This window comes from Candidatus Poriferisodalis sp. (genome assembly GCF_965237655.1).
Classification (GTDB): domain Bacteria; phylum Actinomycetota; class Acidimicrobiia; order Acidimicrobiales; family Poriferisodalaceae; genus Poriferisodalis.
Genome location: NZ_CBDEGB010000002.1, coordinates 2287203 through 2313939, shown reverse-complemented (window position 1 = coordinate 2313939; position 26737 = coordinate 2287203). Strand labels below are relative to the sequence as shown.

Sequence of the window (26737 nt, the reverse complement as noted above, 5' to 3'; positions counted from 1 at the left end):
CCGGTCGGGGCGGGTGTTTTACCTGATGATGCCGAGGCGGCCGGCGCGGTCGAGGTTGAGGGCGGCGATTCGCAGGTCGAGCCACAGGTTGGCCTTGTCGAGGCCGCGCCAGGGGACGTTTTTGGTGCGGGACTTGATCTGAGCGATTTTGCGTTCGGCTTGGGTTCGCAGTCGGTATCGGCTGAGGAACTCCGGTGTCCATCGTTGCGCTCTTGCGGGGGCGAGGAGTTCTTCGTGGGGGTTGATCTCGACGATTCGGCCGCCGTCGCGTGTGGTGCATCGGGGCTTGAGCTCGCATGCTGCACAATCGGTTGCTGCGAACCGCGCCTGGCGCCGTTTGGCGCCCCGCGGCGGCGGGATGGGTGCGGTGTTCCCTTGCGGGCAGGTGACCGTCGCTGCTTCGAGGTCGATGTCGAAGTCGGCTTTGGTGAGCTTGTCGCCGCGGGCCGGGATCGGCTGGGCGGGGGCGACGAGGTGGATGCCTCGGTCGGCCATCGCTTGGCGGGTGGGCCCCGATCCGTAGTGGGTGTCGGCGATGATCTCGGCGACCGGGACCGGGTCGGCGTCGATGAGGTCTTCGATCACAGCGGCGTCGTGGGTGGTCGCGAGCGTCGCGGCCGCTGAGCAGACCAGGTCCGAGTCCACATCCGCGGACACGTGCAGCTTGTAGCCGTCGTAGCGGTCGGTGCGCGAACGGTGCCCGTGCCGAGCGTCGGGATCGACCGTGGAGATGACCCGGTCCGGGGCCACCCGTTGAGCTATCCGCGGGGTCTGGGCTCCGTCGTCGTCGGCGGCGATCTCGATGTCCTGGCCCGCCACGACCCTCAACAGCTCGACCGCCCCAGCCAGGCCCGGGTCCCCGAAACGGGCGCAGAACCCGATGACGGTCTCGGCGTCGCCGAACAGCTCCGCGACCAGAGCCGCCCGTGCTTGGGGGTCTGCCCACATGATCTGCGGCTTGGCCCCCCGGTCGTAGTCGTCACGCGACAACAGCCCCGCCAGCTCCGCCCCGGCATCGGCGTCGATCCCGCCCAGCACCCCGACGCACCTGCGGACCCCGGACCTGATGAGCGTGATCGTGTCCTGGGTCAGCACGCAGTCCGCCACACCGGTCGAGTCCATCGTGCGGCGATGGCCGATCACCCCGGCGCGCTTGGCAGCGATCTTGACACGATCCCCCAAAAAGGACTCCATCCCGGCGCGAACCAGACGCGCCCGGAACTCCACCAGCACCACATGAGCAATCCCCCGATGCTCCAGCGGCAAACCCAAAGCCGCTTTCCACGACATGTCGAACCGCGAACGCCGCTGCGCCTCACGGTCCGACACGCCATAGAACAACTGCAACAACAACAACGCCGCCACCACCGACGGCGGATGCGACGGCCGACCCCGGCCAGACGCATACAACGCATCAAAATCGGCATCACAGAACAGCTCGCCCCGAGCCTGCCCCAACGTCACCAAGAACCCCTCGGTGTCGAGCAGGCCGCCCACCAACACCCCGACATCGAAAATCGAACCCTGACCATCAGCCGAACCGCGCACCCCACCATCATCCGCGATCACGCCCCCCAACACGAGGACCCACCCCCGGACTTTCCGACCACCCTCCTAGGCCTACGGTCCGGACGGCTGCGCGAGAGTCTGAGAAGAATCACAAGTCGTCTGCCCGGTGAGGCAGCTCACCGGAGTGCTGCACTCACCGCACCGGATTCCATTGTGGCGGAGTCGTGTGCCGTTGAGCATGAGGGCGTCTCCTGCGGGGAGGTGAAGCAAGGATCCAGTCGGACATGAAGCCTTGCGTAATCGGTTTAGGCGCATGCGCGGACATTTGCGATGTCGCGGCGCAGCCTCTGGACCAAAACCCTGTCGACAGCAGTTGCGATGTCCTCGTTTGCCAGTCCGGTGAGCATTCCCGATTCGTGCATGTCCGGGATGCGTTGCGCGATCTCAGGAGCAGCGATGCGATCGAGGCGCCAAGGTGTCAAATAGACGGTTTCAGTCTGATCCTGCATGAGCAATGCAAGTGCTATTGCAACGAGACAGCAATGCAATGCAGCTGTGTCACTCGCGGTTCGACTCTGAAGCACGTCAGCCGCAGCGGACCTGCTGATGAATGCAGTCATGCAGATTTCTCGGTGATATCGGACAAGCGACCGTTAATTTCCGCTGGACAATGCATCAGCGGGCAATTGGGCGCTCCCAGGATATGGACAGTGCGGACTGAGAAACCGAGTCACGTATGGCGATCGTCTTCAGATCACTGCAGAGAAGCCGAAGCCGCTGATCGGGGTGAGTCTCGGCAGTGCGCCTGACGCTTCCGCTCGCCGGGCGCACTGCCGATATGAGACTCCGTGAGCAATACCAGACTCACGGACGCAACTCTAGAGGAGTCCGCGATCGGCGGCCATTGGTTGTTGTCCGGGAACTGCGGGTCGGCAAACCAATATGGCGGTCGCGGGCCACGGTTATGGGATTCATCGCCGTTGTATGTGAGCGTGGTGCAATGGGATCGGCGATGCAAATTGACGGGTCTGGTGCGGTTTCTGAAAGCAGGATCCGCTGCCGGCCGGTGTCGGTGCCCGCAGAGAGTCCAGGAGCACTTGCCTGAGGGCAGCATGTTCCGCCTGCGCGCATTTATACATAGTCGGAGCGTCCTGTTATACGAATCTTCGACGCAAAGCGAACCGCTTTGAGTCGCATCATCGTCTCAGCAGTTCACCCGTAGACGGTTGGATCAGCAGTCGCGCGAACGCAAGGCGCATCGCGCAGACATTCTTGCGGATTCGTGCGACGCTCGGACAGTCCCGGGCACGGCGAATTCGCCGCAAATCCAGTGGTTTCCGGGAAGATGACAGCAGTTCATGCATGCATTAGCGGATCTATTTTGTGACAGATCCGCACCACTAGAACTATTATCTGCGGTTCTTGTTGCCGGTGTTTCCGCAATGCCGGTGACGAGAACCAATTCAAGTCTCCAATACCCAATGCATATGACTTCCGCGAATCACGACACGCCGATCAGCGAGCAGGAACCGAAGTTTCTGCCCGGGCTAATTTCTTCGCGTCCGACAACTGATTCCTCATCCGAGATTACAGCGATCGACGGTTCAGCTCAGACTCTGCCGCGCGAGTCCATATCGATTGAGGCTTCGCTCCCATATATATCAGAGCGACTGGCCCAGCGGTACACGGCATCGGCTGAGACCCGGAAGACACAGTCACTTCGCGCGGAGCACATGAGCACGTATTTCAGCGGTCGAGGTGCTCGCTCTTGGCAAGACGTCCCAGGCGAATGGCTTGGCGATTGGTGCAACAGGAAGGTGCGAGCGGGAGGCTCATGCCGGGCGCCTGCCAAGAAGACAGTCTCGGAGAGACGCTCGTCGGCTCGGGTCATTGTGAGCGAAGCGCACCTGGCGGGACTGATCACACAAGCACACCGCGACACGCTTCTCGGAGCAATCGCAGCGAGGGCTCCCAAGGATGCTTCGTCGCGATGCGCACAGAGCCGGACGACCAGCCCGGCGATTCTCGTCGGAACGCTCGCCGACCGCAGCGAAGTTCCCGAGGAGGACTTGCAGCGGCTCATCTCATGGCTTCGCGCCGAGTACCGGGACGAGCCGGGCGCTCTCGCAGAACGAGAGCCGCGGGTGCGGGTATGGCTTCGCTGGCTGTTCGGCCACGCGGTGAGGTCTTGGGAGGAGATTCCAGCTGATCTGTTGATCCGCTATTGGGAAGGCCGGATCTTGCCGGTGCACGGCATGCGGGCGCCGAGCCGGAGCGTGCGGTCCGCCCAGAGCCGGCGCCGGGCAGTGTCCGCAGCGATGCAGGGCGCAGTCGAACTTGGCTATGTCGACGCCGACAGCGACGCGGCCCTCGCTTGCAGGAAGCACCGAGGGCTGGGCATCGCGGAGTTCGCTTCGGGGACGACCGCGGTCAAGACGGCCATCGACTCCTGGTCTCCCCGAGGCTGGCCGAAGTCCAAGCAGAAGGCTCTGCACGCCATCGTGGCGACTGTTCGCAGCTGCGTGGAGGCCGCCGAGCCGCCAAACGCGAGATCGGCTCGCACATGGATGCGGCCGGTGGCCGACCTCACCGCATCCGTCTACTTGAGGGACGGCAATCTCGATCTCGATCACATCTTCCATGCCGAGTCCGTCGCCCATTGGGTCGCCGCGGACCTCAAGGGCGTCGAGGCGTCAACGCGGCGAACCAAGCAATCGGTGATCTGGCGCGTCGGTCGGGCCGTGGCGCCTGCGGTCACACAGCGGCGGCCCAGACCCATCGGCAAGGTGAAGGCCCCCAAGATCTACAGCGCCGTGGAGGAGGACTCGTTCCGGCAGGCCGCAGCGCTCGAATGGCCGAAGAACCACGCAGAGTGGAAATGGCTCGTCGGCTCGACGCTGGGCGGCGGGCTCACCGGCGTCGAGGCAGAAGCGCTCGGTCCCGGCGATGTGGCAGCCGTGGGCGCCGGCCGCCTCAAAGTGCATGTCGCTGGGGCAAATCCGCGTTGGGTGCCGATCCGCGCCGACTACACCGAACTCGTCCGAGACGCGGTCCGCGAGACCAGCGGGCAGCGGTTCATGTCGTCGTCGGTGTACGGCTCAGCAGCGAACCTCGCCAAGCAGCTGCATGTCGAGGGACTGGGGTCGCTGTCGCTGCGCCGTGCCCGTGTCACCTGGATCGCCGCGCAGCTCAGAGCCGACGTGTCGCTGAGGTCGCTGCGCCGATTCTGCGGACCAGTCCACAAGGACACCCTCGACGCGCTCCTGCGCCAGGCCGCCGAGGAAATGGACGACGACGAAGCCGTGCTCAAGGGGCTGGGCGCATGATGATGCTCGCACTCCTCCTTCCCCGCCCGCGCAACGCTCCCCTCGAAGTCGATCTGAGCCAGATCGGCGCCGACGAGTACCTGCGCCGCCTCGTGAAGTGCAGGCTTCCCGACCGTCATCCGGACCCGAGCCGCGGCGTGATCCTGACGAGCCATCAAGACGTCCGCGACGCCGAGGCAGTCATCGATGCGTTCGACCTGGCGACTCGGATCGAGAAGGCGTTCGATGCGCTGCCGGGCCCGTCGTCGAGGCTTCGAGCGAGAGCGCTGCTGGTCTGCCTCGTGCTCGGCGCCATGCGAGGAAAGAGCTACAGCGTCTCGGACATCAGCGCAGTGCTCGCGGGGCTCCCGCCCGACGTGGCCGTGAGGCTCAGAGTCCAGATGAAGGACCGGCTGGTGAACCCCATCAGCTACGACACGGTGCGCAAGCAACTCCGCAAACTCGAACGGGTCCTCACCCGGGGCTTCGAGCACGATGGGCGCACCTACGGCGTCAATTGGTTCGTGCGCTGCCTGGTGCTCGCCCCGGTGCCGACCGAGTATCTCGATCTGGTGGCAGCGCTCGCATTGGACGCAACCGACTTCGCGACCTGGGCGGTCTCGAAGGACTTCCGCAAAGAGAAGACGGTCACGAAGCAGACCGGCACCCATCCCGACGCACAAGACAATACAGACGACGACGAAAAAGTGCTCCTTGCATACGACGAGGAGATCAACGCCGAGATCCTCAGGAAAGCGAGCCTTCGTCTTTTTTTGGGATTCGGGCTGCTGGGCTCGGCGGGGTCAGGTTAGTAGCAGGCCGCGGGCTTCGAAGTTGGCGTAGTTGGTGAAGCCGTGGGCTCGGCGTCGCAGGACTTGGAGCAGGTTGTTCGTTCCCTCGATGCGTCCGTTGCTGGGCCGTCCTGTGTGGTGCCAGTCGAGGATCTGGGCATGCCAGGCGAGGAACGTGTCGACGGTGTCGCTGAACTCGGGTATCTGGCCGGTGCTGTAGATGTCCGCGAACCGGTCCAGGGCTGCCATCGCGCCGTCGTGGTCGTCGGCGAGATAGAGCTGGTGCAGCTCGCCGAGCGCTTCCCAGGCTGCTTTGAGCCGTGGATGGGCGGCGAACAGGGCGTCAAGGCGGGCCTGGTCGGCGGCGTCGAGCTTGTCGGGTCTGCGCATCAGCAGGAATCTCGCCCGGAACACGTCGCGGTCGAAAGCGGGCTTGGAGCCTTCGGGGCGGCGCTGGACGTCTCGGCGGACCGCGGTGAGCCCTGCTTGGAAACATCTGATGACGTGGAACCGGTCCAGGACGTGGCGGGCATGGCCGAGCTGGGCGTCGATCGCTGCTTTGTACGCCGCCGAGCCGTCGGACACCACGACCTTCACCGCCGGGCACCATCGGTGCCCTTGGGCGGCCAGGAACCCTGACAGTGCTGCCTGGCTGCGGTGGGGAACCATGGCGAGCACCTCGCCGGTGTCGCCGTTCACCAGTACCGTCACATAGCGGTGCCGCTTGCGGATCGAGGTCCCCTCCACCAGCAGCACCCGACACCTTTGCCGGCGCCGGCGGTCGCCGACCAGACCTGCATAGGCGACCACCAGCGCGTTGACCAGCTTCCAGCCCACTCCATGACGGCGGGCCGCCGAGCTGACCGTCATCGCACGGGCGTCTTTGACCAGCCGGCGCGCCAGACGCGCCGTGACACGGCCCTCGAACGCCGGGTGGTCCTCCATGAACCGCCGGCCGCCGCAGACCTCGCAGACCATGCGCCGCTGCTCGAACACCAGCACCACCGGCCGGCCCGACACCTCCAGGTCGCGGATCTCCCGGTCCCGGCGGTCATGGGCCTTCCCGCTCGGGGTCCCGCAATCAGGGCAACACGGGCGGCGCACCGTCGAGCGCACCCGCACCACCAGCCGCTCAGGCGCGTCGACCACCACCCCCAGCACCTCGACACGCGGCAGCCACAACCGCACCGACATAACATCACGCTTCATCGAGGCCCTCCAGGGTTCGGCGTCTGCAAACACCGATCCCAGCAGGGCCTCGACCCCTACAAGCGGACCCTCAACCCACCCTCATCCCAACAAAAGACGAAGGGCCAGGAAAGCAGAAGCCGACCCCTTGGTCCTGCACCGCCTCCTATCGCTCGAAACCCCCGACCTGCCCGAGCCGGACCTGTCCAAGACAGTGCCCGAAGACGCGGTCTACGGCACCGAACTCGGCGACTTCGGGCCCGACTACCGTCTCATCCGCAGCAACAGCGACATCGATGCACGCCCCGGCCACAAGAGCGCCAAAGGCAAATCGGTAGCGGGATTCTTCTTCGGCTACGACCTCCATCTCGCCGTAGCCGTCAAGGCATTCCACTACTTCGGCGACCGCGCCAAAGGCGACTTCGGACCCGAACTGCTGCCCTTCGTGCTGGGGCTGTGCCTCCAGCCCGCAGGGACGAACCCCGCCATCGCCGGACTGGAGGCCATCGCAATGGCCCTAAGCGCCGCGCCGCACATACGCGAAGTGATCGCAGACCGCGCCTACACCAACAAGGCGTCCACATTCAACCGGGAACTGCACAAGCTGGGCATCAACGTCGTCATGGACTACAGCAAGCCCGAAGTCAAGCGGCACAAGGTCATCAACATCGAAGGTCACGAGATGCGATTCCACTGCGGCACATGCCTGCACCCATGGACGCCGGCCTCGATGCGCAAACCCCCCGCGAACCTCAAAGACGAAGCGCTCGCCGACTGGTACACCGTTCGCAACCGCTACTACCGGTACACGGAGACCCAGACATACGACGACGGACGCAAGCGCATGAACTGCCCCGTCCACGACGAGCGAGTCAAGATCGCCGCCACAGCGAGCACCAACGCACGCGACGTGCCGCTCGTCCCGACCCCCAAAGGAAAGATCACATGCTGCGGCGGAAGCGTCACCATGAAACTCGAACAACTCGACCGATACCAGAACGCCGCATTCGGCACCCGCGCCTGGCGCCGCAGCTACGGGCGTCGCAACCAAGTCGAGAACGTCAACAAAGAAATCAGGCGCACAAGCGGGCTCGCGGACGAATCATGCAAGAAATTCGGCTTCATCGCCCACCTCATCGCCGCAGCCGCGGCAGTATGCGCCCACAACATCCGCCAAGCCCGCAAGTACCGCGAACAAGCCGAAGCAGGCGATGCGACAACGCAAGACACCGCAGCGGAAACCGACACGACACCACAGGACGCCCCAACCCCGACCGGCACTGAGACCGAAACAGCTCAGACGCAGACAACCGAGCAAACCCAGCCACGAAACACCGAGTCCGAGAACACCCCCGAACCGAACCACACTCCCACACCACTCAGCCCCACGACCGCACACATCGACCCGCCCCACGCCGACGCACCAGCCAACCGCGACCGGGCACCACCCTAAATTCCGTTCACACCAATAGCAGAGGCAGACGGCTCGACCGTCTGCCTCGTCGCGCCCACGCCCGGGCGCCCCATCAGCGCGCAGCCCAGATTCGTGTACAGCGTTCTCTGAAACCGCTCAAGCTCAGTCCATGAGCAGCAAGAACACCGAAAACACAGCCAAAATCGCTCTGATCTGGCCGAGTCAAGCAAATCCAACTGGCCGACAACCCGGCGTGGAGGTGGCGGGAATCGAACCCGCGTCCTTCAACGTTTCGGTGAGTCTTCTCCGAGCGCAGTCGCTGTGCGATTGTCGGGCGACCGAGGGCAGCGACACCCTGGCAGTCGCCTTAGCCGTCTGTGAGTGTCCCCACCGCCCCGTCGGCACGGGCGGCGGGCGAGCCCTGCAGATGATGGCACCGACGCCCGCAGGACGGGGGCAGTCGGGCCGAACTCACATCCTGAGGTCAGGCTGCGAGCACCAGATCGTCGCGTTCGACGTTGGCGTTTGTATTTTTTTCCGGCTCTTTAACGTGGATCCGGAGACCACGGCTCGCTTCTCTCACTTCAACCGTCAAAGTCGAAACCGATCACCCCCAGGTGGTCGTTGCGGGAGCCACGCTGGTATGGCTCCCTCGGCGACATACCACCCTAGCGATCGCCTGTGACAGGCCGAACGCAGCGTGGACGCTGACTTGTGGCGACAATGCGGGTGTGAGTGAGCAGTCTCCCCGCAATTTGAGGTGTGGCGACGTCAGCGTCGGCGGCGCGTGCGTGGTGCTTGCCGACTCGGTGCCGTTGGGGTGCCGTGCGCCGCTCCCGCCGAGTCTGCCGCCGGTGCTGGGCGCCGTTGCGCTGGCCGTTTCACATGAGCTGCGGAGCCGCGGCCGTTGGGTGAGCCGGGTACGAGTGGCCGACGATCAGACCGCCCGTGAGGTGGTGGCGCTGCTGCGTGCAGATGGCCATGCCGCTGTGCTCGGCCCGCCGGACGAAGCCCAGGCAGTCGGCTGGTTCAACCGGAACCGGCCGGTGTCAGTGGGGGAGCAGTTGGCGGTCTGCTTTCCGTGGGCGGACGCCGATGTGCCGGTGGTCGTCGAGATCGACCCAGGCGGGGCGTTCGGCGCAGGGACGCACCCGTCCACCCGGCTGCTCGCCGAGTGGCTGGTCCGGCAGGTGGCGGGGGCTGAACGCGTACTCGATGTCGGATGCGGCAGCGGAGTGCTGGCACTGGTTGCCGTCCGCCTCGGTGCTTCCGAAGCGGTGGGCATCGACATCGAGCCGGCGGCCGTGGCGGCCGCTCAGGCCAATGCCCGACGCAACGGGCTGGAAGCGACGGCCAGCTTCAGCGTTACTCCTGCCCGAGACGCCGAGCTGGGCGTATTCGACCTAGTGGTCGCCAACGTCACCGCCGATGTTCTGATCGACCTTGCGCACGAGATCGCAGCACGCGTCGCCCCGGGAGGTCATCTTGCGCTGAGCGGCATCTCGGCGGCTCAGGCGTCGACCGTCGCAGCGGCATATCGCCCGCACGGCGTCGAGCTTGCCAACCCGATCCGGCTTGACGACTGGGTCTCGCTGAATGGCGGCCGACCGGGCAGGCTGACGGCATAAATTATGCTCTGCCGCATATGCTGAAGTGGCACTATGCGCACCATGATCGTCTTGTCCGACAACCAGCACGCCCTCGCCAAGCGCAAGGCAGCGGAGCTTGGCATCTCGCTCTCTGAGTACATCCGCCGGCTCGTTGCGCGAGATCTTGAAGATGACGCTCCCGCATGGGATCCATCCGTTATCTTCGGGCTGTTCGACGGCGGTGGTTCCGACATCGCCGTCGGCAAGCAGGCCATGATCAGTGAGGCCATCGACAAGCAGTTCGCTGACAAGGGTCTGTGACGCACGGTGGCGGTGTTCGTTGACACCAGCATCTGGTTTGCAGCAGCGAATGAAGGCGATGTCAACTGCGAAGTGTCGCGTTCGCTCTTGGTTGAACATGCGTCCTCCCTCGTCACGAGTGATCATGTGCTCACCGAATTGTGGAACCTCTTGAACGCGAGGTTTCATCACATCGCAGCGGACCGGGTCGTCGGCGAGATTCAGGCCGGTCTGCCGCGTATCGAATGCACTATCGATAGTGACTTGGAGGCAGCGGCAGAGATCGTGCCGAAGTTCGCCGACCAAGGATTCTCGCTGACAGACCGCACGAGCTGGGCGTTGATGGAGCGCCTGGGCATCGCCGACGCGCTCTCGCTCGACGCCCACTACCGGGTGTACCGCTACGGACCCGAAAAACGTCGAGCGTTTCGGATCTTGCCGTAGCACTCGGTCCTGCGGCAGAGAGCGAGACGGATGGTGATCTGGCTCGCTGTCCTTACGAGCCGGGCGCGGGGTAGTTGGCCCAGGCGGTGACGCCTTGGTAGCCGCCGTCGACGGTGATGGTCTGGCCGGTGATGTAGCGGGCCTCATCGCTGGCGAGAAAGGCGACCACGTCGGCAATCTCTTCGGGCACGCCCCAGCGGCCGAGGGCGATATGGCGTTCGAGGCCGTCGGCAAGGCCGGGGATCTCGCGGCCGGCCTCCCACATCTCGGTGATGATGAGGCCCGGGGCCACAGCGTTCACCCGGATGCCGAAGCGGCCGTAGGTGGCCGCTTGCGAGCGGGTGAGTGAGTCCAAGGCTGCCTTGGTGGCCCCGTAGGTGGGCAGCTCGCTCACACCGACAGAGCCGGCAATCGACGACATGTGAATGACCGAGCCATGTCCTCGCTCGCCCATCTGGCGGGCAAGTGCCCGAGTGGTCTCGAGCGGCGCCAGGTAGTTCAGCTGCAGCACGGCCTGATCGCCGCCCGGTTCACGCAGTTCGCCCCGGCCGGCGTTGTTGACCAGGATATCGATGCCGCCCAGCGCCTCGACCGCTGCAGCAGCCAACTCCGCTGCGGCGCCAACTTCGCTCAGATCGCTGCAGATCACCACCGGATCGTGAGGCAGATCGGCGGCGACCCGCTCGAGATCGTCGGTCGCACGTGCGGCCAGCGCGACCCGTGCCCCGTCGGCCGCCAAGGCCCGGGCGCAGTGCTCGCCGATACCCCGGCTCGCCCCTGTTACCAGCGCCGTTCGTCCGCTCAGCCGATCCGCCATGTCCCGATCCTCCCGTGGCACGTCCCGTTGCCATCAGTCTGCGTCAGGATCGTCTTCGCCCGCTCACGCACACATCGCGGTCGGCCGGTCGCCTGGAGAAAATCCGGATCGGCGACCCCTGCGGAGTGCGTAGCGTCAGGGTCGTGGCCACAACAGAAGCTGGCGGCGGGACGTTGCGCATCACGGGCGCTCACGTCCACTTTGACAAGACCAAGGCGCTCGACGGGGTGGACCTGGCGGTCGGCGACGGTGAGATGGTCGTGCTGCTCGGCCCGTCCGGCTGCGGCAAGACCACGCTGCTGCGCGCTGCGGCGGGACTGCAGCCGCTCAATGCCGGGCGGATCGAGCTCGACGGCCGAGACCTCACCGGTCAGCGCCCCGACCAGCGCGGCATCGGGCTGATGTTCCAGGACGAGGTGCTGTTCCCGCACTTCGACGTGGAGGGCAACGTGGCATTCGGGCTGCGCATGGCCAAGGTGCCGCTGGCTGAACGGCGACGGCGGGTTGCCGAGGTGTTGGCGCTGGTCGGCCTGTCGGGCTTCGAGGGGCGCGACGTGGCGACGCTGTCGGGCGGCGAGGCCCAGCGGGTGTCGCTGGCGAGGGCGCTCGCCCCCGAGCCGAGGGTGCTGCTGCTCGACGAGCCGTTCGGGTCGCTGGACCGGCTGCTGCGTGAGCGGCTCATCGACGAACTGCGCCCCGTGCTCGACCAGGTGGGCGTGACGGCCGTTCACGTCACGCACGACCATCACGAAGCCTTCGCCCTGGCCGACCGCATCGCGGTGATGGCGACGGGTCGGCTGCTGCGCATCGGCACGCCTGAAGAGGTGTGGACCGATCCTCGTACGGCACAGGTGGCGCGTTTCTTGGGCCACACCAACGTGTTCGATGCCGAGGTGCCGCCCGTGCTGGCTGGCGCTGCGCGGCGGGAGTCTGGGTTCGTCCTGCGAGCCGATCGGGTCGAGGTGGGGGACACTGGCGGTGGCCGGGGCAGCGGCGCCGGCAGCAGCGGTCAAAGCGGGGGCGAAGCGCAGGACGGGGGCGTCGTGCAGTTGGGAGCTGTGGTGATGCGGCGCCGCTTCAGGGGTGACCGCTATGAGTTGCGCCTCGAGGCCGATGTGGGCGAGGCCACGACCACGCTGGATGCCATCACGCCCCATGGCCCGGCCGTCGGCGCCAACGTGACGCTGCGCATCGGACCCAACGCCGTCATTCCGGTCGAGGGCTGAACCGCTCTGTGTGCCGGCGCCGATGGCAGCCGCTGCGAGCTAGATACCGATGTCTTTGAGGTTGTAGTCCTGGATCGCTGCGCGGGCGGCGTCGTCCCAGGCGAAGGTGTGCTCGCGGCCCACATTGGGCTGGTACACAAACGGCGTCTCGTCACCGAAGCGCTTGGCGCGGGCATCGATTGCCCAGCCGATCACCCGGGAGCGCTCAGCGATGTAGGCCTCGTCGTACAGCGAGATCGGGTTGTGGACACCGCCGCTGCGCACCCCGAACACCGAACGTCGCCGGTGGAAGCCGAAGTTGATGGTGACCCTGGGCCGTTCGGACGTGTTTGCGAACGAGCCGTGGATGGCCTGGCGGCTGGTGATCGCCACATCGCCGGGGTCGCACACGACCGGCACGGCGTCGGGCAGCCGATCCGAGCTGGCGGCAATGCACATGGCCTTGATGTCCACCTTGCCCATGCGGTGCGAACCGGGCACCACCCACAGTCCGTTGGTGGCATCGCACCCGTACAGCTGGGCCATGAAATTGAAGCCGTGGGTGCCCTCGTCGAGCTCGGGATCGTCCCAGTGCGTCCAGCCGTCCTGATGCCATGACACCGATCCGCCCAAGCCAGGCTGCTTGATCCACACCACTTCGTTGAAGGGCGTGAAGTCCGGACCGTTCAGCGCTTGCGCGACACCGAGCAGGCCGGGGTGGCCGTACACGCGCAGGCAGGCCTCGGAGAACTGCAGCGAGCCGCTGATGATCTGCACCACCCACTCGGGCGCTCCGACAGGGGCGGAGGGCTCGAACATCTTGAAGGGGTGACGGCCGTGGGCGACGTCGGTGCCGCCGTAGGCGTCCGTCAACGGGCGGACGAAGCTGACGTTGCGGCCTTCGTGGCCGGCCCCGAGCGCAGGGCGGCCGTGACGGTCAGTGGTCGCTTCGGGTGCGGTGGGGCAGCGGTCCAGCATGTCGATGACGTCGGCCTCGATGTCGGCCAGCTCGTCTGGTCCGAGCACGCCGGTGAAGATGTAGAAGCCGCAGCGTGAATACGCCTCGGCGATCTCAGGGTGCAGGTCGCCTTTTGAGGCGAATCGGATCGGGCCGCGATTGCCGAGCTGCATCGCCCGTTCTGTGCGCGCCGCCCGGTAGGCGACCATTTCCTCCTCGACGTCTTCGTAGCTGACGATGGGCACCTCGGCCAGTCCCAGCGTTGCCGTGCCTGCGCTCATGATGCTCCTATTGATGTCAAGCGGCGGGTTGGAGTGTGTTGAGCCAGTCGCGGTAGGCGGGCACGAGGGCGTGGTGGGGTGCTTTGCCTCGTTCGATCATGGAGATGGTTGCGGGCCAGGTGTTGAGCTGGTCGGCGGCGTGGGCGAGGCTGAGGCCGGCTGCTTGTCGGCGGTGTCGGAGTTCGCCTGGATCGCCGGCGCTGTTGGCGTGGTGGGGGTGGGCGAGCAGTGCGAAGACTTCTCGGGCGATGTAGCGCTTGAGGCATCGGATGATCTCTCGGCGTGATTTGCCTTCTGTTTGGCGGCGCCCGGCATAGGCGCGTGTTCGGGGGCAGGTGGCGAGGCGGGCCATGGCGATGCGCCACAGGGCGTGGTTGGCTTGGCGGTTCCCGCCGGGGTTGAGGCGGTGGCGGGTGGTCTTGCCTGAGGACGCCTCGATGGGTGATGCGCCGCACAGCGCTGCGAACGACGCTTCGCCGGTGAGCCGTTCGGGGTTGTCGCCGGCGGTGATGAGCAGGATCGACGCCGTGTCGGTGCCGATGCCTTTGGCGGCTCGCAGCGCCGGGTTGGCGGTCAAGGTGAGCTCGTCGAGATGGCGGCGCAGCTCGTCGAGATCGGCGTCGAGGACCTGATGTTGGCGGGCCAGGGTGCGCAAGGCGATCTTTGCCGCCTCGGCGGGCTCGGCGGGGTCGCCGGGACGGAACCGGGCGCAGCGAGCCACCCGCTGCGCAGTCGTGAGCGGCTCGAGGGCGCTGCGCAGCCGGTCCGGAGCAGTGACGACAAGATCGCGGATCTGATTGGAGACGCGGGTGCGATGGGCACGGGTCGAGCACAACGCGACCCGGATCGCCCGGATCGACTCCACAATCCCGTCGCTGCCCTTGGGAGCGGTGGTCGCGTCGCCGGCGAGCGCGGCGCGGGCCGCGGCCTCGGCGTCGACGACATCGGACTTGCCGCGGCGGCGACGCATCTGACGGTTCGGCCGGTTCACCTCGGCCACCTCGACGCCCGAGCCGACCAGATGACGCGTCAGCCCCGCCCCATAGGAGCCGGTGCCCTCGACACCGACACGCACCAGCGGCCCGAACGACCCCAGCCACTCTGCGAGCCGGCGATACCCCGCCGGGTCCGCCCCGAACGACGCCGTGGCGAGCACCCGGCCCGCCTGATCGGTCGCCGCAGCGACGTGGACCTCCTTGTGCGTGTCGACGCCTCCATAGACGCCGACTGGCTGATCAGCCATGATGAACCCCTGCCTTTCTCCCAACTGGGTGAGCGAGGCACCATCGGCCGGGACGGCGGACAGGACAGTCAAGGCGGTCTCCAAGGCTCCTATGAGGTCACGTCCGCCCGACCGGTCGGTGCGCGCCAGCAGCCGGGACACCAGGCCGACAGATCACGAACAAGGCACCAAGCCCGTCACACCCCGAGTCAAACCCAGGCCCGACCGCTGACCCTCCCATCATGACTGTCACACCCCCGCACAAGGGTCTGGAGCATGCCGTTGTGCCCCAGCCGTTCCTGTCATTCAACCACGGCTAGGGGGCCGCCTACTTGTGATCGGCCTCCGCGCCGGAGTCCGTCTCTGGTGGTTCCGGCTGGCGCAGGTCGCGTTCACGGCCGTGCTCGGAGGGCTCCCAGTAGACGTTGCCGGCAACCTCGTCGGGCCGGTACTGCTGGGGCACCCATCCGCTGGGGTCGTCGTGCGGGTACTGGTAGCCCTCGCCGTGGCCCAGCGACGCGGCTCCGCGGTAGTGGGCGTCGCGCAGGTGGATCGGCACCTCGCCGGCTCCCGCGGTGCGAGCGTCGGCCTTGGCTCGGCTGAGCGCGACCGTTACCCGGTTCGATTTGGGTGCCGTCGCCAGGCGCACCACGGCGTGCGCAAGGTTCAGCTGAGCTTCGGGCAGGCCGACGTACTCGACAGCTCGGGCGGCGGCCTCTGCCACGAGCAGCGCTGTGCTGTCGGCCATGCCGATGTCCTCCGACGCCAGGATCACCATGCGGCGGGTGATGAAGCGAGGGTCCTCGCCGGCGTCGAGCATCCGGGCCAGCCAGTACAGCCCGGCATCGGGGTCTGAGCCGCGCAGTGACTTGATGAATGCGCTGATGGTGTCGTAGTGGCCATCAGCGCCATAGCGGACGGCCTTCGCGTCGACAGCGTGCTCGGCATCGGCGAGCGTGACATGCGGCCGGGCCGTGTCAGGAGGCGCTTCTGCCGGAAGCCCGCCCGTCGAAGTCGGGTCTTGTGTGGCGGAGGTGCGGTTGGATCCGGCGAATTGGCGGCGGGCGGCGAGAGCGACCGCGACTTCGGTGCTGGTGAGCGCGTGGCGGCCGTCGCCGCCGCTGCGGGCCGCAATGTGGTCGATGGCGTCGTCGTCGGCAGTCGCGCCCTCTGCAGCCAGCGCCCGGTCGATGAGTGTTCGCAGCGCAGCGTCGTTGAGCGGCACCAAGCGGAACAGCGTCGAGCGCGACAGCAGCGGCGGGTTCACCTCGAAATGGGGATTCTCGGTGGTGGCGCCGATGAGCACGATCAGGCCGTCCTCGACCGCCGGCAGCAAAGCGTCCTGCTGAGCCTTGTTGAACCGGTGCACTTCGTCGAGAAACAAGATCGTGCCCCTGCTGTGCTCGCCGATGCGCACCCGGGCGTCGGCAATGACCTCGCGCACATCCTTGACGGTGGCGCTGACGGCCGACAGCTCGCAGAATTCCTTGGCGGTGCTCACGGCCACGACTCGCGCCAGCGTGGTCTTGCCCGTGCCGGGCGGCCCCCACAGGATCACCGACGACAGTCGGTCGGACTCGATCAGCTCCCGCAACGGTCGTCCAGGGGCGAGCAGGTGGTCTTGGCCCACGATCTCGTCGAGCGTCGCCGGTCGCAGCCGCGCAGCCAGCGGGGCTTGGCGGGCCAAGCGTTCCCTGCCGGCAGCTTCGAACAGCCCTTCACTCACGTCCCGACGGTACGCCGCGGCTAACATTTCCCGGCACACCCGGCCACCCGTCATGCCCGCAACGTGCCTTCAGACGACTGGCTCAGAGTTCGGGGTGGTCGACCTCGTAGGCACGAATGCGCTTGGCGAAGCTCAGGTCGTGCCCGGAAGGATCGAAGATCGGGAACATGCGCTCGCCCCAGGGCGCATCCATGGGCGCTGCTTGGGGTTCCAGGCCCGCGTCGAGCGCCTGCTGGTACAGGGCATCTACGTCGTCCACATGGAAGATCACCCGGCCCCAGCCGGTCTCAGCCTCTGCCGGGCTGTCCACGGCGATCAGGTTCACGAAACACCCAGCGCTGCTCAGGGTGCTGAACGGCGCATTGTTGCCGCCGAAGGTGAGCCGGAAACCCAAGGCCGCATAGAACCGGACCGATGCCGCCATGTCGGGGGTCCGCAATGTGATCGCATTGATCGACTCGACGCCTGCCACGGCCACATTCTCGCGGTCCTGACCAGCTTTGCGCGGCGAGCACAGACGCCGGGAGGGCCCGCTGTTCGGTGAAGCACACATTCCCGCGGTCCAGACCAGGGTCGCGAGTGCCCTCGGACGGCGCTGACGCCGGCGCATCTCGGGCGCAGCAATGCCGCTTTCCGCGGTCGGGGGCAACGGGCGTCCGTAGCATGAGGTGGATGAGCGAGTACGCCCACGTGGAACTGTTGCCCAAGGGCCCCGCGGATGTGACCTACCGGCACCTCTCGTCGGATCACGTGTCGACGATCACCGCTGCGGGCCGGCGATTCCTGCAGGTCGAACCCGAGGCGCTGAGGCTGCTCACCGCAGAAGCCATGCGCGACATGGCCCACCTGTTCCGCACCGGCCACTTGGCCTCGCTCGCAGCAATTCTCGACGACCCCGAAGCGTCTCCCAACGACCGCTTCGTGGCCCTCGAACTGTTGAAGAACGCCAACATCGCCGCCGGGGGAGTGCTGCCAAGCTGCCAGGACACCGGCACGGCGATCATCTGGGGACACAAGGGCGAACGCGTGCTCACCGGCACCGCCGACAATCCCGACTTCGACGACGCCGAAGCCATCTCCCAAGGAGTCGCCGACACCTACCTCACGTCGAACCTGCGCTACTCGCAGCTCGCGCCGCTCGACATGTTCACCGAGCGCAACACCGGCAACAACCTGCCCGCACAGATCGAGATCTACGCCTCCCCGGGCGACGAATACGAGCTGGTCTTCATGGCCAAAGGAGGCGGCTCGGCCAACAAGAGCTACCTGTTCCAAGAGACCAAGGCGCTGCTCAACCCCGAGAGCCTCACTCGCTTCCTCGACACCACCCTGCGCACGCTGGGCACCGCCGCCTGCCCGCCGTACCACCTCGCAGTTGTCATCGGCGGCACCTCAGCCGAGTTCGCCGTCAAGGTCGCCAAGTACGCCTCGGCAAAGTACCTCGACACGTTGCCCACCGCCGGAAGCGAGGCCGGACACGGCTTCCGCGACCTCGAATGGGAGCAGCGCATCCTGGAGCTCACCCGCGAGTTCGGCATCGGGGCGCAGTTCGGCGGCAAGTACTTCTGCCACGACGTGCGGGTGGTGCGCCTGCCACGCCACGGCGCCAGTTGCCCCGTGGCGATCGCAGTGTCGTGCTCCGCCGACCGTCAAGCGCTCGGACGCATCACCGCGGACGGGATCTTCCTCGAACAGCTCGAGACCGACCCGGCCCGCTTCCTGCCCGTCACGGAAGAGCAGCAGCTGTCCAGCGCCGTTGTTCCGATCGACCTCAGCCAGCCGATGGACGCCATCCTCAACCAGCTCACCCAGCACCCTGTCAAGACCCGGCTGTCGCTGACCGGCACGCTGGTGGTTGCCCGCGACATCGCCCACGCGAAGTTGAAGGAGCGTCTCGACGCCGGCGACGGACTGCCCGACTACCTGCGCGAGCGCCCCGTGTACTACGCCGGACCCGCCAAGACCCCCGAGGGCTACGCCTCAGGCTCGTTCGGTCCCACGACCGCTGGCCGCATGGACTCCTATGTCGAGCAGTTCCAGGCTGCCGGCGGCAGCCTCGTGATGCTCGCCAAGGGCAACCGATCCCGCCAGGTCACCGAGGCATGCGCCCGCTACGGCGGCTTCTACCTCGGTTCGATCGGCGGGCACGCAGCCCGGCTGGCAAAGGACTCGATCCGCAAGGTTGAGGTGCTGGAATATCCCGAGATGGGAATGGAAGCCGTCTGGCAGATCGAGGTGGAGGACTTTCCCGCCTTCATCGTGGTGGACGACAAGGGCAACGACTTCTTCAGCGAGGTCTCCACCCCAGTACATATTCACTGAGTCGACCGGCGTTACCTGCCCGGCCGCTCAGACTCAGTCGCGCCAGAACAGCGCCACCTCGATCGGGTTGATGTCGCCCACGGTCAGCCAGATCGACAGGGCAATGCCCGCCAATGCCAGCAGGATCATCGTGATGACGGTCGAGCGAGGCAGCTTGCCCTCGGCGTCCGACGGCAACCGCTCGCGCACCTTGCGCAACAGGCGATCCGCCCAGGCCACGTCACGGGCCAGGATCGCCAGACCCACGGCGATCACCAGCATTCCCGGTCCAGGCAGCGGCATCAGGATGATGCCGAGCACCACCACGCCAAGTCCGAGTCCAATCCGGGCCAGGCGGATGACCGAGTTTCGCCAGGCCTTCTGCCGGGTCGGCTCACGCTCGCCGGTGGCCAGTTCGGCTTCGATCGCGGCGTCGCGAAAGCGCTCGCCACGTTCGGAACCCTGCCCGGCGGCGCCGGAGGGCGAGGCGTCGATGTTTACGGTCGCGGCTTCCGGTGATCCGGCATCCGATCGCTGGGTCTGATTGTCGTCCATGTTCAGATCGAGTCGGCCTTTACCGGCAGTTGAAATGGTTGTCCGATTACTGGCTTGTCCCCGGCGGCGGGGCATCGCGTCGCAATAGTGTGGCGTGCCCGCCCGCGAAACCGCGCGCACACCCCACGAGGAGAGCCGACGATGCCGACCGTCGACAAGTCGACCCCCATCAGCTGGACCGTGGGCGATGCCCGCATCACCCGTATCGCCGAGCTCGAAGTGCATTGGCCCTTCGGCATCCTGCTGCCCGGTGCTGAGGACCTCATCGACGACTACGACTGGCTGCGCCCCGACTTTGTCACCGACGACGGCCGCATGCGTCTGTCCATGCACTCGCTGGTCATCGAATCGGCGGGCATGCGGATCATCGTCGACACGTGCGTCGGCAACGACAAGTCACGCCCCGGTGCGCCGCCGTTCGAGAAGCTCTCCACCCCGTTTCTCGAGGACCTCGATGCAGCCGGTTTCCCGCCCGAGACGATCGATGTCGTCGTCTGCACCCATCTGCACGTCGATCACGTCGGCTGGAACACCCGGCTTGTCGACGGCGCATGGGTACCGACCTTCGGTAACGCTCGATACCTGTTCGTGCAGGCCGAGTACGACTACTGGCGAATGGAACCGCAGGACTTCGGCCCGGTCTTCGAGGACTCGGTGCAGCCGGTCATGGACGCCGGGCTCGCAGAACTTGTCGCTCCCGACCACCGCATCAACGACGAGATCTGGTTGGAATCGACGCCTGGCCACACCCCGGGCCACGCCAGCGTGATCGTCCAGTCGGCAGGAGAGCGGGCGGTCATTACGGGCGACATGATCCACCACCCGCTCCAGTTCGCCCATCCCGACCTGGCCTCCAGCGCCGACTACTCCGCCGATGGCACCTCAACCGCCACCCGGCTCGAGGCCTTCCCCCGGTGGTCCGACGGACGGCTGGTCATCGGCACTCACTTCGCCGGGCGCACTGCCGGCCACATCGAGGCAACCGACGAGCCCAGCACCTGGCGCTTCGCCCCCTAGACGGGTCGCGGCCCCCTAGCCGCGGGGCACACGGGGCTCGCGGGGCAATCGCAGAATGCGCTCGCCGATGATGTTGCGCAGGATCTGAGTGGTGCCGCCCATGATCGTGTAGGCAGGCGCATAGGTCACGTTGCGCGACACCCGGTTCGCAAGCATCGCCTCCGGCCGAGGTCGGCCAGCACATCCCTATCCAGCCGCGCTCTCCGAGCCGCAGCGTGAACTCGTCGGAATAGCCGACCAGCCAGCCGTCGTCGAGCGTGAACAGGTCCGCCGTGGCTTCGCGCACCCACGCGGCTGCCTCATCAGCCAGATCAGTCAGCTCCGAGGGCCAGCGGTAGTCCATCGTCGTGACAGTAGATGGCCTCGACCCCCAGGGTCAGGGCACCGATTGGTCGCCTCAGATCAACAGGTTCGCTCGCAGCATCTCGAGTGCTGCGGGGTTGAGACCGTGGGCCAGCAGATATCCCTCAGCGCCTGCATGCGTGCCGTTGCTTCCCGCACGCCCGAACCGATTGTCGAGCTCTGCCAGGACTGACGCCATCACCCGCCGGGGTGCGCTGAGAATCGCCCGCACGTTGTCGATCGGGATGCCGATCTGCGCGAACTGCGGCGTCAGCTCCTTGATGCGCTGGTGAGACCGCAGCTCGTTGGACAGGCAGTAGTCGTCGAGCACGACGTCACGGTTCACGCCGAGCGCTTCCAGCAGCAGCGCCGATGCGATGCCGCTGCGGTCCTTGCCGGCGGTGCAGTGGAACAGCATCGGGAGATGGTCCACGTCGGCCGCAATCGTCACGAACTGAGCGAACCGCTCGCCGTAGGTGCTGATCATCCTCAGATAGAGCTCGGCCATGTCGCCCTCGGAGACCGACCGCAGCCGGCCTTCGAGGATTTGATCCACCAAGCTGATGTCGCCGTCCACCGTGTCGCCGACCGGCAACGAAAAATGGGAGGTCACGCCGGGCCACAAACGGGAGCGGTCCCGCTCGATCTCCGGTCCCGCACGGAAGTCCACGACCGTGCGGATGCCGCGGCTGCCCAGCTCGGAGAGATCGTCGTCGGTCAGCGCGCTCAGCCGATCAGAGCGGAACAGCGCCCCCATCCGCACCCGTCGACTGCTCGCCGCGGGATAGCCGCCCACATCGCGGCAGTTCCTCGCACCCTCCAGCACTACGACGGCATCGGTACGCACGGGCTCGCAGGCTAACGACCGGCGGGCTACCGTCGCCGCTCATGCGTGCAGTGGTGATTCCCGAATACGGCGGTGTCGATGTGCTCGAGGTGCGAGACGTGCCCGCGCCGGTGCCCGGACCCGACGAAGTGCTGGTGGACGTGGCCTGTACGGCCATGAACCGGGCCGACCTTCTCCAACGGATGGGCCTCTACCCCGCTCCGGGTCCGAAGCCCGACATCGAGATTCCGGGCCTGGAGTTCGCCGGGACCATCGCGGCGCTGGGCGGGCTCGTCACCGGGTGGTCCGTCGGCGACGAGGTCATGGGAATCACCTCCGGTGGCGCCAAAGCCGAGCAGGTCGTGACCCATGAGCGCATGCTGCAACGCATCCCCGCCTCGGTGACGCTGCGCGATGCCGCCGCCATTCCCGAAGTGTTCATGACGGCCCACGATGCGCTGATGACTCAGGGCGGGCTGGCCTCGGGCGGCACGGCGCTGGTGCACGCCGGAGCGTCAGGCGTGGGCACCGCTGCCATCCAGATTGCCAAGGCCATCGGCGCTCGCATAGCGGTCACCTGCTCGACCTCCAAGGTGGCGGCATGCACCGACCTCGGGGCCGATCTCGTCGTCGACTACACCGGGGCCGACTTTGCCGAGGCGGTCAAGGAGTGGACCGGCGGCCGTGGCGTCGACGTGGTCCTCGACGTGATCGGAGGGGACTACTTGGCCCGCAACATCGCGTCGGTGCGCATCCAGGGACGCATCATCCAGGTTGGCGTCATGGGTGCGCCGATGGCCACGTTCCCGCTTGGCGCACTCCTGCCGAAGCGGGCGGCGCTCATCGGCACCGTGCTGCGTTCACGGCCCATCGAGCAGAAGATCGATGCCAACCAGCGGTTCTGCGCCGAGCTGCTGCCCCGATTCGACGACGGCTCGTTGCGGCCGGTCATCGACTCTCGCTTTGCCCTCGACGACATCGCCGAGGCGCACAACTACATGGCAACCAACGCAAACGTGGGCAAGATCCTGCTGGATGTGAGCTAGCGCCGATCAGGCGCTGCTGACGGCTACCGGGACTCGATCGGCACGTAGTCGCGCTCGCCATGACCCGTGTACTTCTGGCGGGGCCGGTAGATCTTCTGCTCGGGATCGCCGAGCATCTCCACCCAGTGCGCCAACCACCCCGGCGTCCGCCCGATAGCGAACAGCACCGTGAACATGTCCATCGGGAAGCCCATCGCCTCATAGATGAGCCCCGAGTAGAAGTCCACGTTCGGGTACAACCGGCGGTCCTTGAAGTACGGGTCGCTGAGCGCGACCTCTTCGAGCTTCATGGCGATGTCCAGCAACGGATTCAGCCCGGTCACCTTGAACACCGCGTCGGCGGTCTCCTTGATGATCTTTGCCCGCGGGTCGTAGTTCTTGTAGACGCGGTGGCCGAATCCCTGCAGCAGCACGTCGCCGGACTTCGCCCGCTCGACGTAGGCGGGCACGTTGTCGAAGTCGCCGATCTCGTGCAGCATCCGGATGACCTGCTCGTTTGCGCCGCCGTGCAGCGGTCCGTACAGGCCGCAGGTGGCCGCCGCCACCGCCGAGAACGGATCGGCACGGCTGGAGCCGACCGTGCGCATCGTGGTGGTCGAGCAGTTCTGCTCGTGGTCGGCATGCAGGATGAACAGCAAGTCCAGCGCCCGCGTCAGCGTCGGGTCGGGTTCGTAGTCGGGGTCGGCCACGCTCCACATCATCCGCAGGAAGTTGGCCGTGTAGCTCAGGTGATTCACCGGGTACTCGTACGGCAGCCCCATCCGGTTGCGGTAGGTGAACGCCGCCATCGTCGGCATCTTGGCCATCAGCCGGATGATCTGCACCAGCCGCGTGTACGGATCGTCGATGTCCTTCGCCTCGGGGTAGAAGGTGGACAGCGCGGCGATCGTCGACACCAGGGTGCCCATCGGGTGGGCGTCGTAGCGGAAGCCCTTGATGAAGCGGGTGATGTCTTCGTGCACGTAGGTGTGGAACGTGATGTGGTGGACCCACTCGGCTGCCTCGGCCTCGGTGGGAAGCTCGCCGTGAATGATCAAATAGGCAACCTCGAGGAAGCTGGACTGCTCGGCCAGCTGCTCGATGGGGTAGCCCCGGTAGCGCAGGATTCCCTCATCCCCGTCGATGTAGGTGATCTTGGAGTCGCAGTTGGCTGTCGAGAGGTAGGCCGGGTCGTAGAACCACAGACCCCGGTCCAGCTCGCGCAACGCGGCCGCGGAGATCGTGCCGTCGACCACGGGAGCGGTCACCGACTGTCCCGTGCGGTTGTCGGTGATCGTGAAGCTGTCCTCTGCCATCAGTCCCCCTCGTTCGCGTCGCCGAATGTACCCAATTGGAGGTCTTTCTGCGATTGTTGGGGCTGCACGAATTCGGGCTGCAGGCTCACAGCGGAGAGTTGTCGTGGCGGCGATGGCGCAGCCGTTCGCGCTTGGTGGCCAGCATGTCGAGCGTGTCGATGAGTTCCCGGCGTGTGACTGCGGGATCGATGACGTTGTCGACGTAACCTCGCTCGGCTGCGACATACGGGTTCAGATACGTGTCCTCATAATCGGAGACGTATTCGGCGACCTCGCCCTCATCTGCGCCGCGGCGAAGGATCTGGGCCGCTTGGGACGCACCCATCACGGCGAGTTCGGCGCTCGGCCACGCCAAGTACACGTCGTTGCCCATCGTCTTGGAGTCCATGACGATGTATGCGCCGCCGTACGACTTGCGCAGCACGACAGCGACCCGTGGCACGGTGGCCCGGGCATAGGCGAAGGCAAGCTGGGCGCCGTGGCGGATCATCCCGCGCCACTCGAGGTCCTTGCCGGGGTAGAAGCCCGGCGTGTCCACCAAGGTGATCAGCGGCAGGCCGAAGGCGTCGCAGAAGTTGACAAAGCGGGCGCCCTTCTGGCTTGCGGCAATGTCCAGCGTTCCCGCGATGCTCATCGGCTGGTTCGCCAGCACACCCACGGCGTAGCCACCCATCGAAGCGAAGCCCGTCACCAAGTTCGGCGCCCAGGCCGCTCTCAACTCGACGAAGCAGCCGTCGTCGATGAGCTCGGCGATGATGTCGCGGACGTCGTAGGCGCCGGTCGGTTGGGAAGGAAGCAGGTCGCCCGCTTCGGGTGTCGGCCGATCGCGCGGGTCGCTGGTCTCTATGAGCGGCGGCAACTCGTCGCAGTGCGATGGCAGGTAGCCGAGCATCTCGGTCAGCACGTCGAGCACCTCGCCGGCCGGGGTGACTGCGGATGCTGTCCCCGAAGCGCTGGCATGGATCGAGGCGCCCCCCAGCTCGTCAGGCCCGATCGCCACACCGGTCATCTCGCGCACCGGGACGGGGCCGCTCACAAAGGCGTACGCATCCTCGGACATCACGACGATGTCGGACAGCCCGATCAGCAGCGCGATGCCCGAGATGGCCTGTCCCGTGACTCCGGCCAGGATCGGGACCACGCCCGAGCACCGCACGAGGACCCGTGCGGCCTCGCCCCAGCCGTGCAACGCAGCGACGCCGTAGTTCGCGTCGGCCCCGCTGGAGGACAGCATGAGGACCACAGGCAGGCGCTTTGCGAGCGCCGTCTGAAGGCCGGCGACGATGGTCTCGCTGTCGGCTGGCGCGAGGGCGCCGCGCCGGCGAGGACTGTCGGCGGAGATGAGCATGGCCGAGCGCCCTTCGAGGGCGACGATGCCAGCGGTGACATGTCCACTTGCGCCGGCGCGCAGCTGCAGGTCCACTGCCGTGAGGCTATGCCCCCACCGAGTTGTGTCGTGGATCAGGCTGGCCGGACGCCCCCAGGCTCACGCAGCAGTGACGCCAGGGATGCGACGGGACACGCTGCGCATCACCGAGCGGAGCACATCGCGGGCTGCAGCCGCCGGCGCCGAGAGCATGCCGCGGCGGCGGATGGCCAGCGCGACCTGGCGGGGAGGCAGGCCTGCAACGGTGAGCACGCTCCAGTCGCCTCGGTCGGTCCAGACCGGGATCGAGGTGATTGGCACGATGGCCGGCCCATAGCCCTGAAAGGCCAGTGTGGCGGTCAGCCGAATGCCGTCGAGCTGCGCCAAGGTCCGCAGCGTGACACCGTGCCGAGCCGCGACCGAGTCGATGAGCATGCGCATCGCAGAACCGGGCGGACCGAGCAGCATCTCGTGCTGTTCGAGTTCCGCGAAGCCCACCTCGCGGTCGCCGAGCGCCGCCAGTGCGTGACCAGTGGGAGCGATGACGACGAATTCCTCGGCGAACAGGGGCGTGGTGACCAGCTCCTCGTGGTCGACCGGGGCATTCACCACGGCGAGGTCGAGTTCGCCGCCTTCGAGCAGGCGTGTCAGCGCAAGCGTGGTGGAGTCGACCACCGTGGCGTCGACATCAGGGTGGCGCCGGCGCAACTCGTCCAGAAACGGCGGCAACAGCCACCTGCCGGGGGTCCCGATGATGCCGAGATGGACGTCGCCGGTGACATGGGACGTCATCGACGCCACGTCGGCTCGCATGGAGGCAATCTCGCCGTTGATGCGCTTGATGCGTGCCAGCACCACCTCGCCCTCGGGCGTCAAGGACCCCACTGCTCGATCCACGAGCACCGCGCCCAGCTCTTCCTCGAGTTTCGCAATATGGCTCGACACGTTGGACTGCACGGTGTGCAGCGCTCGTGCGGCTGCCGAGAAGCGGCCATGAGCAGCAACTGCAGACAGCGCATCGAGGTACTTCAGGTCCATTCAGCCACACTAGCGTGTTACGGCTGGCTATCTCTCAAAGAGATTGAAACTATCTGCGCTAACTGCTGGCCCGATAACAAAGCCAGAGCTAACTTATTCTTGAGCGGTTATCCCAAACCGTTCGACATATCGCACCGCCGCACGGTGTCCCCCCACCCAGGCGGACGAGCGCCGGATCGGAAGCCCCGCTCCGACCGGCAAC

23 protein-coding genes, 1 other RNA gene and 1 pseudogene are annotated in these 26737 nt (G+C 66.4%); 10 read left to right on the top strand and 15 right to left on the bottom strand.

Annotated elements, in window-relative coordinates; all coding sequences use genetic code 11:
* Nucleotides 1-18: 18 nt before the first annotated feature.
* Together ACPXYO_RS18885 and ACPXYO_RS18880 are read right to left on the bottom strand one after the other, a co-directional pair.
* Nucleotides 19-1569 carry a transposase gene (locus ACPXYO_RS18885; RefSeq protein WP_423920066.1) on the bottom strand — a complete coding sequence of 517 codons (1551 nt, stop codon included), beginning with the start codon at nt 1567-1569 and terminating at the stop codon, nt 19-21.
* 245 nt (nt 1570-1814) lie between these two features.
* Nucleotides 1815-2018, bottom strand: coding sequence for a hypothetical protein (locus tag ACPXYO_RS18880; protein ID WP_423923740.1), 204 nt, complete (start codon nt 2016-2018; stop codon nt 1815-1817).
* A gap of 1383 nt (nt 2019-3401) precedes the next feature.
* Here ACPXYO_RS18880 and ACPXYO_RS18875 point away from each other — a divergent pair.
* A complete protein-coding gene (locus ACPXYO_RS18875; protein ID WP_423923738.1) occupies nt 3402-4835 on the top strand; it encodes a hypothetical protein in 1434 nt (477 codons plus the stop codon).
* Nucleotides 4832-5626, top strand: a complete 795-nt coding sequence (locus ACPXYO_RS18870; RefSeq protein ID WP_423923736.1) for a hypothetical protein — start codon at nt 4832-4834, stop codon at nt 5624-5626. Before ACPXYO_RS18875 ends, ACPXYO_RS18870 begins: the two co-directional genes overlap by 4 nt.
* Here the strand turns inward: ACPXYO_RS18870 and ACPXYO_RS18865 are convergent.
* Complete coding sequence (locus ACPXYO_RS18865) at nt 5618-6814, bottom strand: ISL3 family transposase (protein ID WP_423918439.1); 1197 nt, start codon at nt 6812-6814, stop codon at nt 5618-5620. The genes ACPXYO_RS18870 and ACPXYO_RS18865 overlap by 9 nt on opposite strands.
* A 127-nt stretch (nt 6815-6941) precedes the next feature.
* Here ACPXYO_RS18865 and ACPXYO_RS18860 point away from each other — a divergent pair, with 127 nt between their 5' ends.
* Complete coding sequence (locus ACPXYO_RS18860) at nt 6942-8246, top strand: hypothetical protein (protein WP_423923734.1); 1305 nt, start codon at nt 6942-6944, stop codon at nt 8244-8246.
* 212 nt (nt 8247-8458) lie between these two features.
* Here ACPXYO_RS18860 and ssrA read toward each other — a convergent pair.
* Nucleotides 8459-8822, bottom strand: a transfer-messenger RNA (tmRNA) gene (gene ssrA, locus ACPXYO_RS18855).
* Between the two features lie 116 nt (nt 8823-8938).
* Between ssrA and ACPXYO_RS18850 the strand changes: the two genes are divergently transcribed.
* Genes ACPXYO_RS18850 through ACPXYO_RS18840 form a run of 3 tightly spaced genes read left to right on the top strand, consistent with a single transcriptional unit; the run spans nt 8939 to nt 10540 of the window.
* Nucleotides 8939-9835 carry a 50S ribosomal protein L11 methyltransferase gene (locus ACPXYO_RS18850; protein ID WP_423923732.1) on the top strand — a complete coding sequence of 299 codons (897 nt, stop codon included), beginning with the start codon at nt 8939-8941 and terminating at the stop codon, nt 9833-9835.
* Between the two features lie 42 nt (nt 9836-9877).
* Nucleotides 9878-10117, top strand: coding sequence for a hypothetical protein (locus ACPXYO_RS18845; protein ID WP_423923730.1), 240 nt, complete (start codon nt 9878-9880; stop codon nt 10115-10117).
* 6 nt (nt 10118-10123) lie between these two features.
* Nucleotides 10124-10540, top strand: coding sequence for a type II toxin-antitoxin system VapC family toxin (locus ACPXYO_RS18840; RefSeq protein WP_423923728.1), 417 nt, complete (start codon nt 10124-10126; stop codon nt 10538-10540).
* Between the two features lie 52 nt (nt 10541-10592).
* On the opposite strand, the gene ACPXYO_RS18835 is transcribed toward ACPXYO_RS18840, so the two are convergent.
* Complete coding sequence (locus ACPXYO_RS18835) at nt 10593-11357, bottom strand: SDR family NAD(P)-dependent oxidoreductase (protein WP_423923726.1); 765 nt, start codon at nt 11355-11357, stop codon at nt 10593-10595.
* Nucleotides 11358-11500: 143 nt separating this feature from the next.
* Between ACPXYO_RS18835 and ACPXYO_RS18830 the strand changes: the two genes are divergently transcribed.
* Entirely contained in the window at nt 11501-12583 is a 1083-nt protein-coding gene (locus ACPXYO_RS18830; protein ID WP_423923725.1) for an ABC transporter ATP-binding protein, read from the top strand.
* Between the two features lie 39 nt (nt 12584-12622).
* Here ACPXYO_RS18830 and ACPXYO_RS18825 read toward each other — a convergent pair whose 3' ends face one another.
* From ACPXYO_RS18825 to ACPXYO_RS18810, 4 genes and pseudogenes are all read right to left on the bottom strand, one after another.
* Nucleotides 12623-13801 carry a phytanoyl-CoA dioxygenase family protein gene (locus ACPXYO_RS18825; RefSeq protein WP_423923723.1) on the bottom strand — a complete coding sequence of 393 codons (1179 nt, stop codon included), beginning with the start codon at nt 13799-13801 and terminating at the stop codon, nt 12623-12625.
* Between the two features lie 205 nt (nt 13802-14006).
* Nucleotides 14007-15044: pseudogene (locus ACPXYO_RS18820) on the bottom strand (IS110 family transposase); the annotation flags it as partial.
* A 307-nt stretch (nt 15045-15351) separates the two neighbouring features.
* Entirely contained in the window at nt 15352-16749 is a 1398-nt protein-coding gene (locus ACPXYO_RS18815) for a replication-associated recombination protein A (protein ID WP_423923721.1), read from the bottom strand.
* Between the two features lie 82 nt (nt 16750-16831).
* Nucleotides 16832-17221, bottom strand: a complete 390-nt coding sequence (locus ACPXYO_RS18810) for a VOC family protein (RefSeq protein ID WP_423923719.1) — start codon at nt 17219-17221, stop codon at nt 16832-16834.
* A gap of 200 nt (nt 17222-17421) precedes the next feature.
* Between ACPXYO_RS18810 and ACPXYO_RS18805 the strand changes: the two genes are divergently transcribed.
* Nucleotides 17422-19071 (top strand): fumarate hydratase, encoded by a 1650-nt coding sequence (locus ACPXYO_RS18805; protein ID WP_423923717.1) that lies wholly within the window; start codon nt 17422-17424, stop codon nt 19069-19071.
* Nucleotides 19072-19104: 33 nt separating this feature from the next.
* Here ACPXYO_RS18805 and ACPXYO_RS18800 read toward each other — a convergent pair whose 3' ends face one another.
* Nucleotides 19105-19725: a PGPGW domain-containing protein gene (locus ACPXYO_RS18800; protein WP_423923715.1), complete on the bottom strand. Its 621-nt coding sequence runs from the start codon at nt 19723-19725 to the stop codon at nt 19105-19107.
* A gap of 21 nt (nt 19726-19746) precedes the next feature.
* On the opposite strand from ACPXYO_RS18800, the gene ACPXYO_RS18795 reads away from it, so the two are divergent.
* Entirely contained in the window at nt 19747-20622 is an 876-nt protein-coding gene (locus ACPXYO_RS18795; protein WP_423923713.1) for an MBL fold metallo-hydrolase, read from the top strand.
* A 15-nt stretch (nt 20623-20637) separates the two neighbouring features.
* On the opposite strand, the gene ACPXYO_RS18790 is transcribed toward ACPXYO_RS18795, so the two are convergent.
* Both ACPXYO_RS18790 and ACPXYO_RS18785 read right to left on the bottom strand, forming a co-directional pair.
* The gene (locus tag ACPXYO_RS18790) at nt 20638-20778 is read right to left on the bottom strand and encodes a hypothetical protein (RefSeq protein ID WP_423923711.1); all 141 of its coding nucleotides are present in this window, start codon (nt 20776-20778) and stop codon (nt 20638-20640) included.
* A gap of 241 nt (nt 20779-21019) precedes the next feature.
* On the bottom strand, nt 21020-21811 hold the full coding sequence (locus tag ACPXYO_RS18785; protein ID WP_423923709.1) for a tyrosine-protein phosphatase: 792 nt from the start codon (nt 21809-21811) through the stop codon (nt 21020-21022).
* Nucleotides 21812-21852: 41 nt separating this feature from the next.
* Between ACPXYO_RS18785 and ACPXYO_RS18780 the strand changes: the two genes are divergently transcribed.
* A complete protein-coding gene (locus ACPXYO_RS18780; RefSeq protein WP_423923707.1) occupies nt 21853-22836 on the top strand; it encodes an NAD(P)H-quinone oxidoreductase in 984 nt (327 codons plus the stop codon).
* A gap of 23 nt (nt 22837-22859) precedes the next feature.
* Here ACPXYO_RS18780 and ACPXYO_RS18775 read toward each other — a convergent pair whose 3' ends face one another.
* From ACPXYO_RS18775 to ACPXYO_RS18765, 3 genes are all read right to left on the bottom strand, one after another.
* On the bottom strand, nt 22860-24131 hold the full coding sequence (locus ACPXYO_RS18775; protein ID WP_423923705.1) for a citrate synthase: 1272 nt from the start codon (nt 24129-24131) through the stop codon (nt 22860-22862).
* 85 nt (nt 24132-24216) lie between these two features.
* On the bottom strand, nt 24217-25554 hold the full coding sequence (locus ACPXYO_RS18770) for an acyl-CoA carboxylase subunit beta (RefSeq protein WP_423923703.1): 1338 nt from the start codon (nt 25552-25554) through the stop codon (nt 24217-24219).
* A gap of 63 nt (nt 25555-25617) precedes the next feature.
* Nucleotides 25618-26535: a LysR family transcriptional regulator gene (locus ACPXYO_RS18765; protein WP_419552537.1), complete on the bottom strand. Its 918-nt coding sequence runs from the start codon at nt 26533-26535 to the stop codon at nt 25618-25620.
* Between the last annotated feature and the right edge of the window lie 202 nt (nt 26536-26737).

What these genes read in the sequence shown, in the direction of transcription:
- ACPXYO_RS18880 (WP_423923740.1), bottom strand. Translation starts at nt 2,018, where the DNA reads ATGCAGGATCAGACTGAAACCGTCTATTTGACACCTTGGCGCCTCGAT.
- ACPXYO_RS18870 (WP_423923736.1), top strand. Translation starts at nt 4,832, where the DNA reads ATGATGATGCTCGCACTCCTCCTTCCCCGCCCGCGCAACGCTCCCCTC.
- ACPXYO_RS18865 (WP_423918439.1), bottom strand. Translation starts at nt 6,814, where the DNA reads ATGAAGCGTGATGTTATGTCGGTGCGGTTGTGGCTGCCGCGTGTCGAG.
- ACPXYO_RS18845 (WP_423923730.1), top strand. Translation starts at nt 9,878, where the DNA reads ATGATCGTCTTGTCCGACAACCAGCACGCCCTCGCCAAGCGCAAGGCA.
- ACPXYO_RS18835 (WP_423923726.1), bottom strand. Translation starts at nt 11,357, where the DNA reads ATGGCGGATCGGCTGAGCGGACGAACGGCGCTGGTAACAGGGGCGAGC.
- ACPXYO_RS18825 (WP_423923723.1), bottom strand. Translation starts at nt 13,801, where the DNA reads ATGAGCGCAGGCACGGCAACGCTGGGACTGGCCGAGGTGCCCATCGTC.
- ACPXYO_RS18805 (WP_423923717.1), top strand. Translation starts at nt 17,422, where the DNA reads ATGAGCGAGTACGCCCACGTGGAACTGTTGCCCAAGGGCCCCGCGGAT.
- ACPXYO_RS18795 (WP_423923713.1), top strand. Translation starts at nt 19,747, where the DNA reads ATGCCGACCGTCGACAAGTCGACCCCCATCAGCTGGACCGTGGGCGAT.
- ACPXYO_RS18790 (WP_423923711.1), bottom strand. Translation starts at nt 20,778, where the DNA reads ATGCTTGCGAACCGGGTGTCGCGCAACGTGACCTATGCGCCTGCCTAC.
- ACPXYO_RS18780 (WP_423923707.1), top strand. Translation starts at nt 21,853, where the DNA reads ATGCGTGCAGTGGTGATTCCCGAATACGGCGGTGTCGATGTGCTCGAG.
- ACPXYO_RS18775 (WP_423923705.1), bottom strand. Translation starts at nt 24,131, where the DNA reads ATGGCAGAGGACAGCTTCACGATCACCGACAACCGCACGGGACAGTCG.
- ACPXYO_RS18765 (WP_419552537.1), bottom strand. Translation starts at nt 26,535, where the DNA reads ATGGACCTGAAGTACCTCGATGCGCTGTCTGCAGTTGCTGCTCATGGC.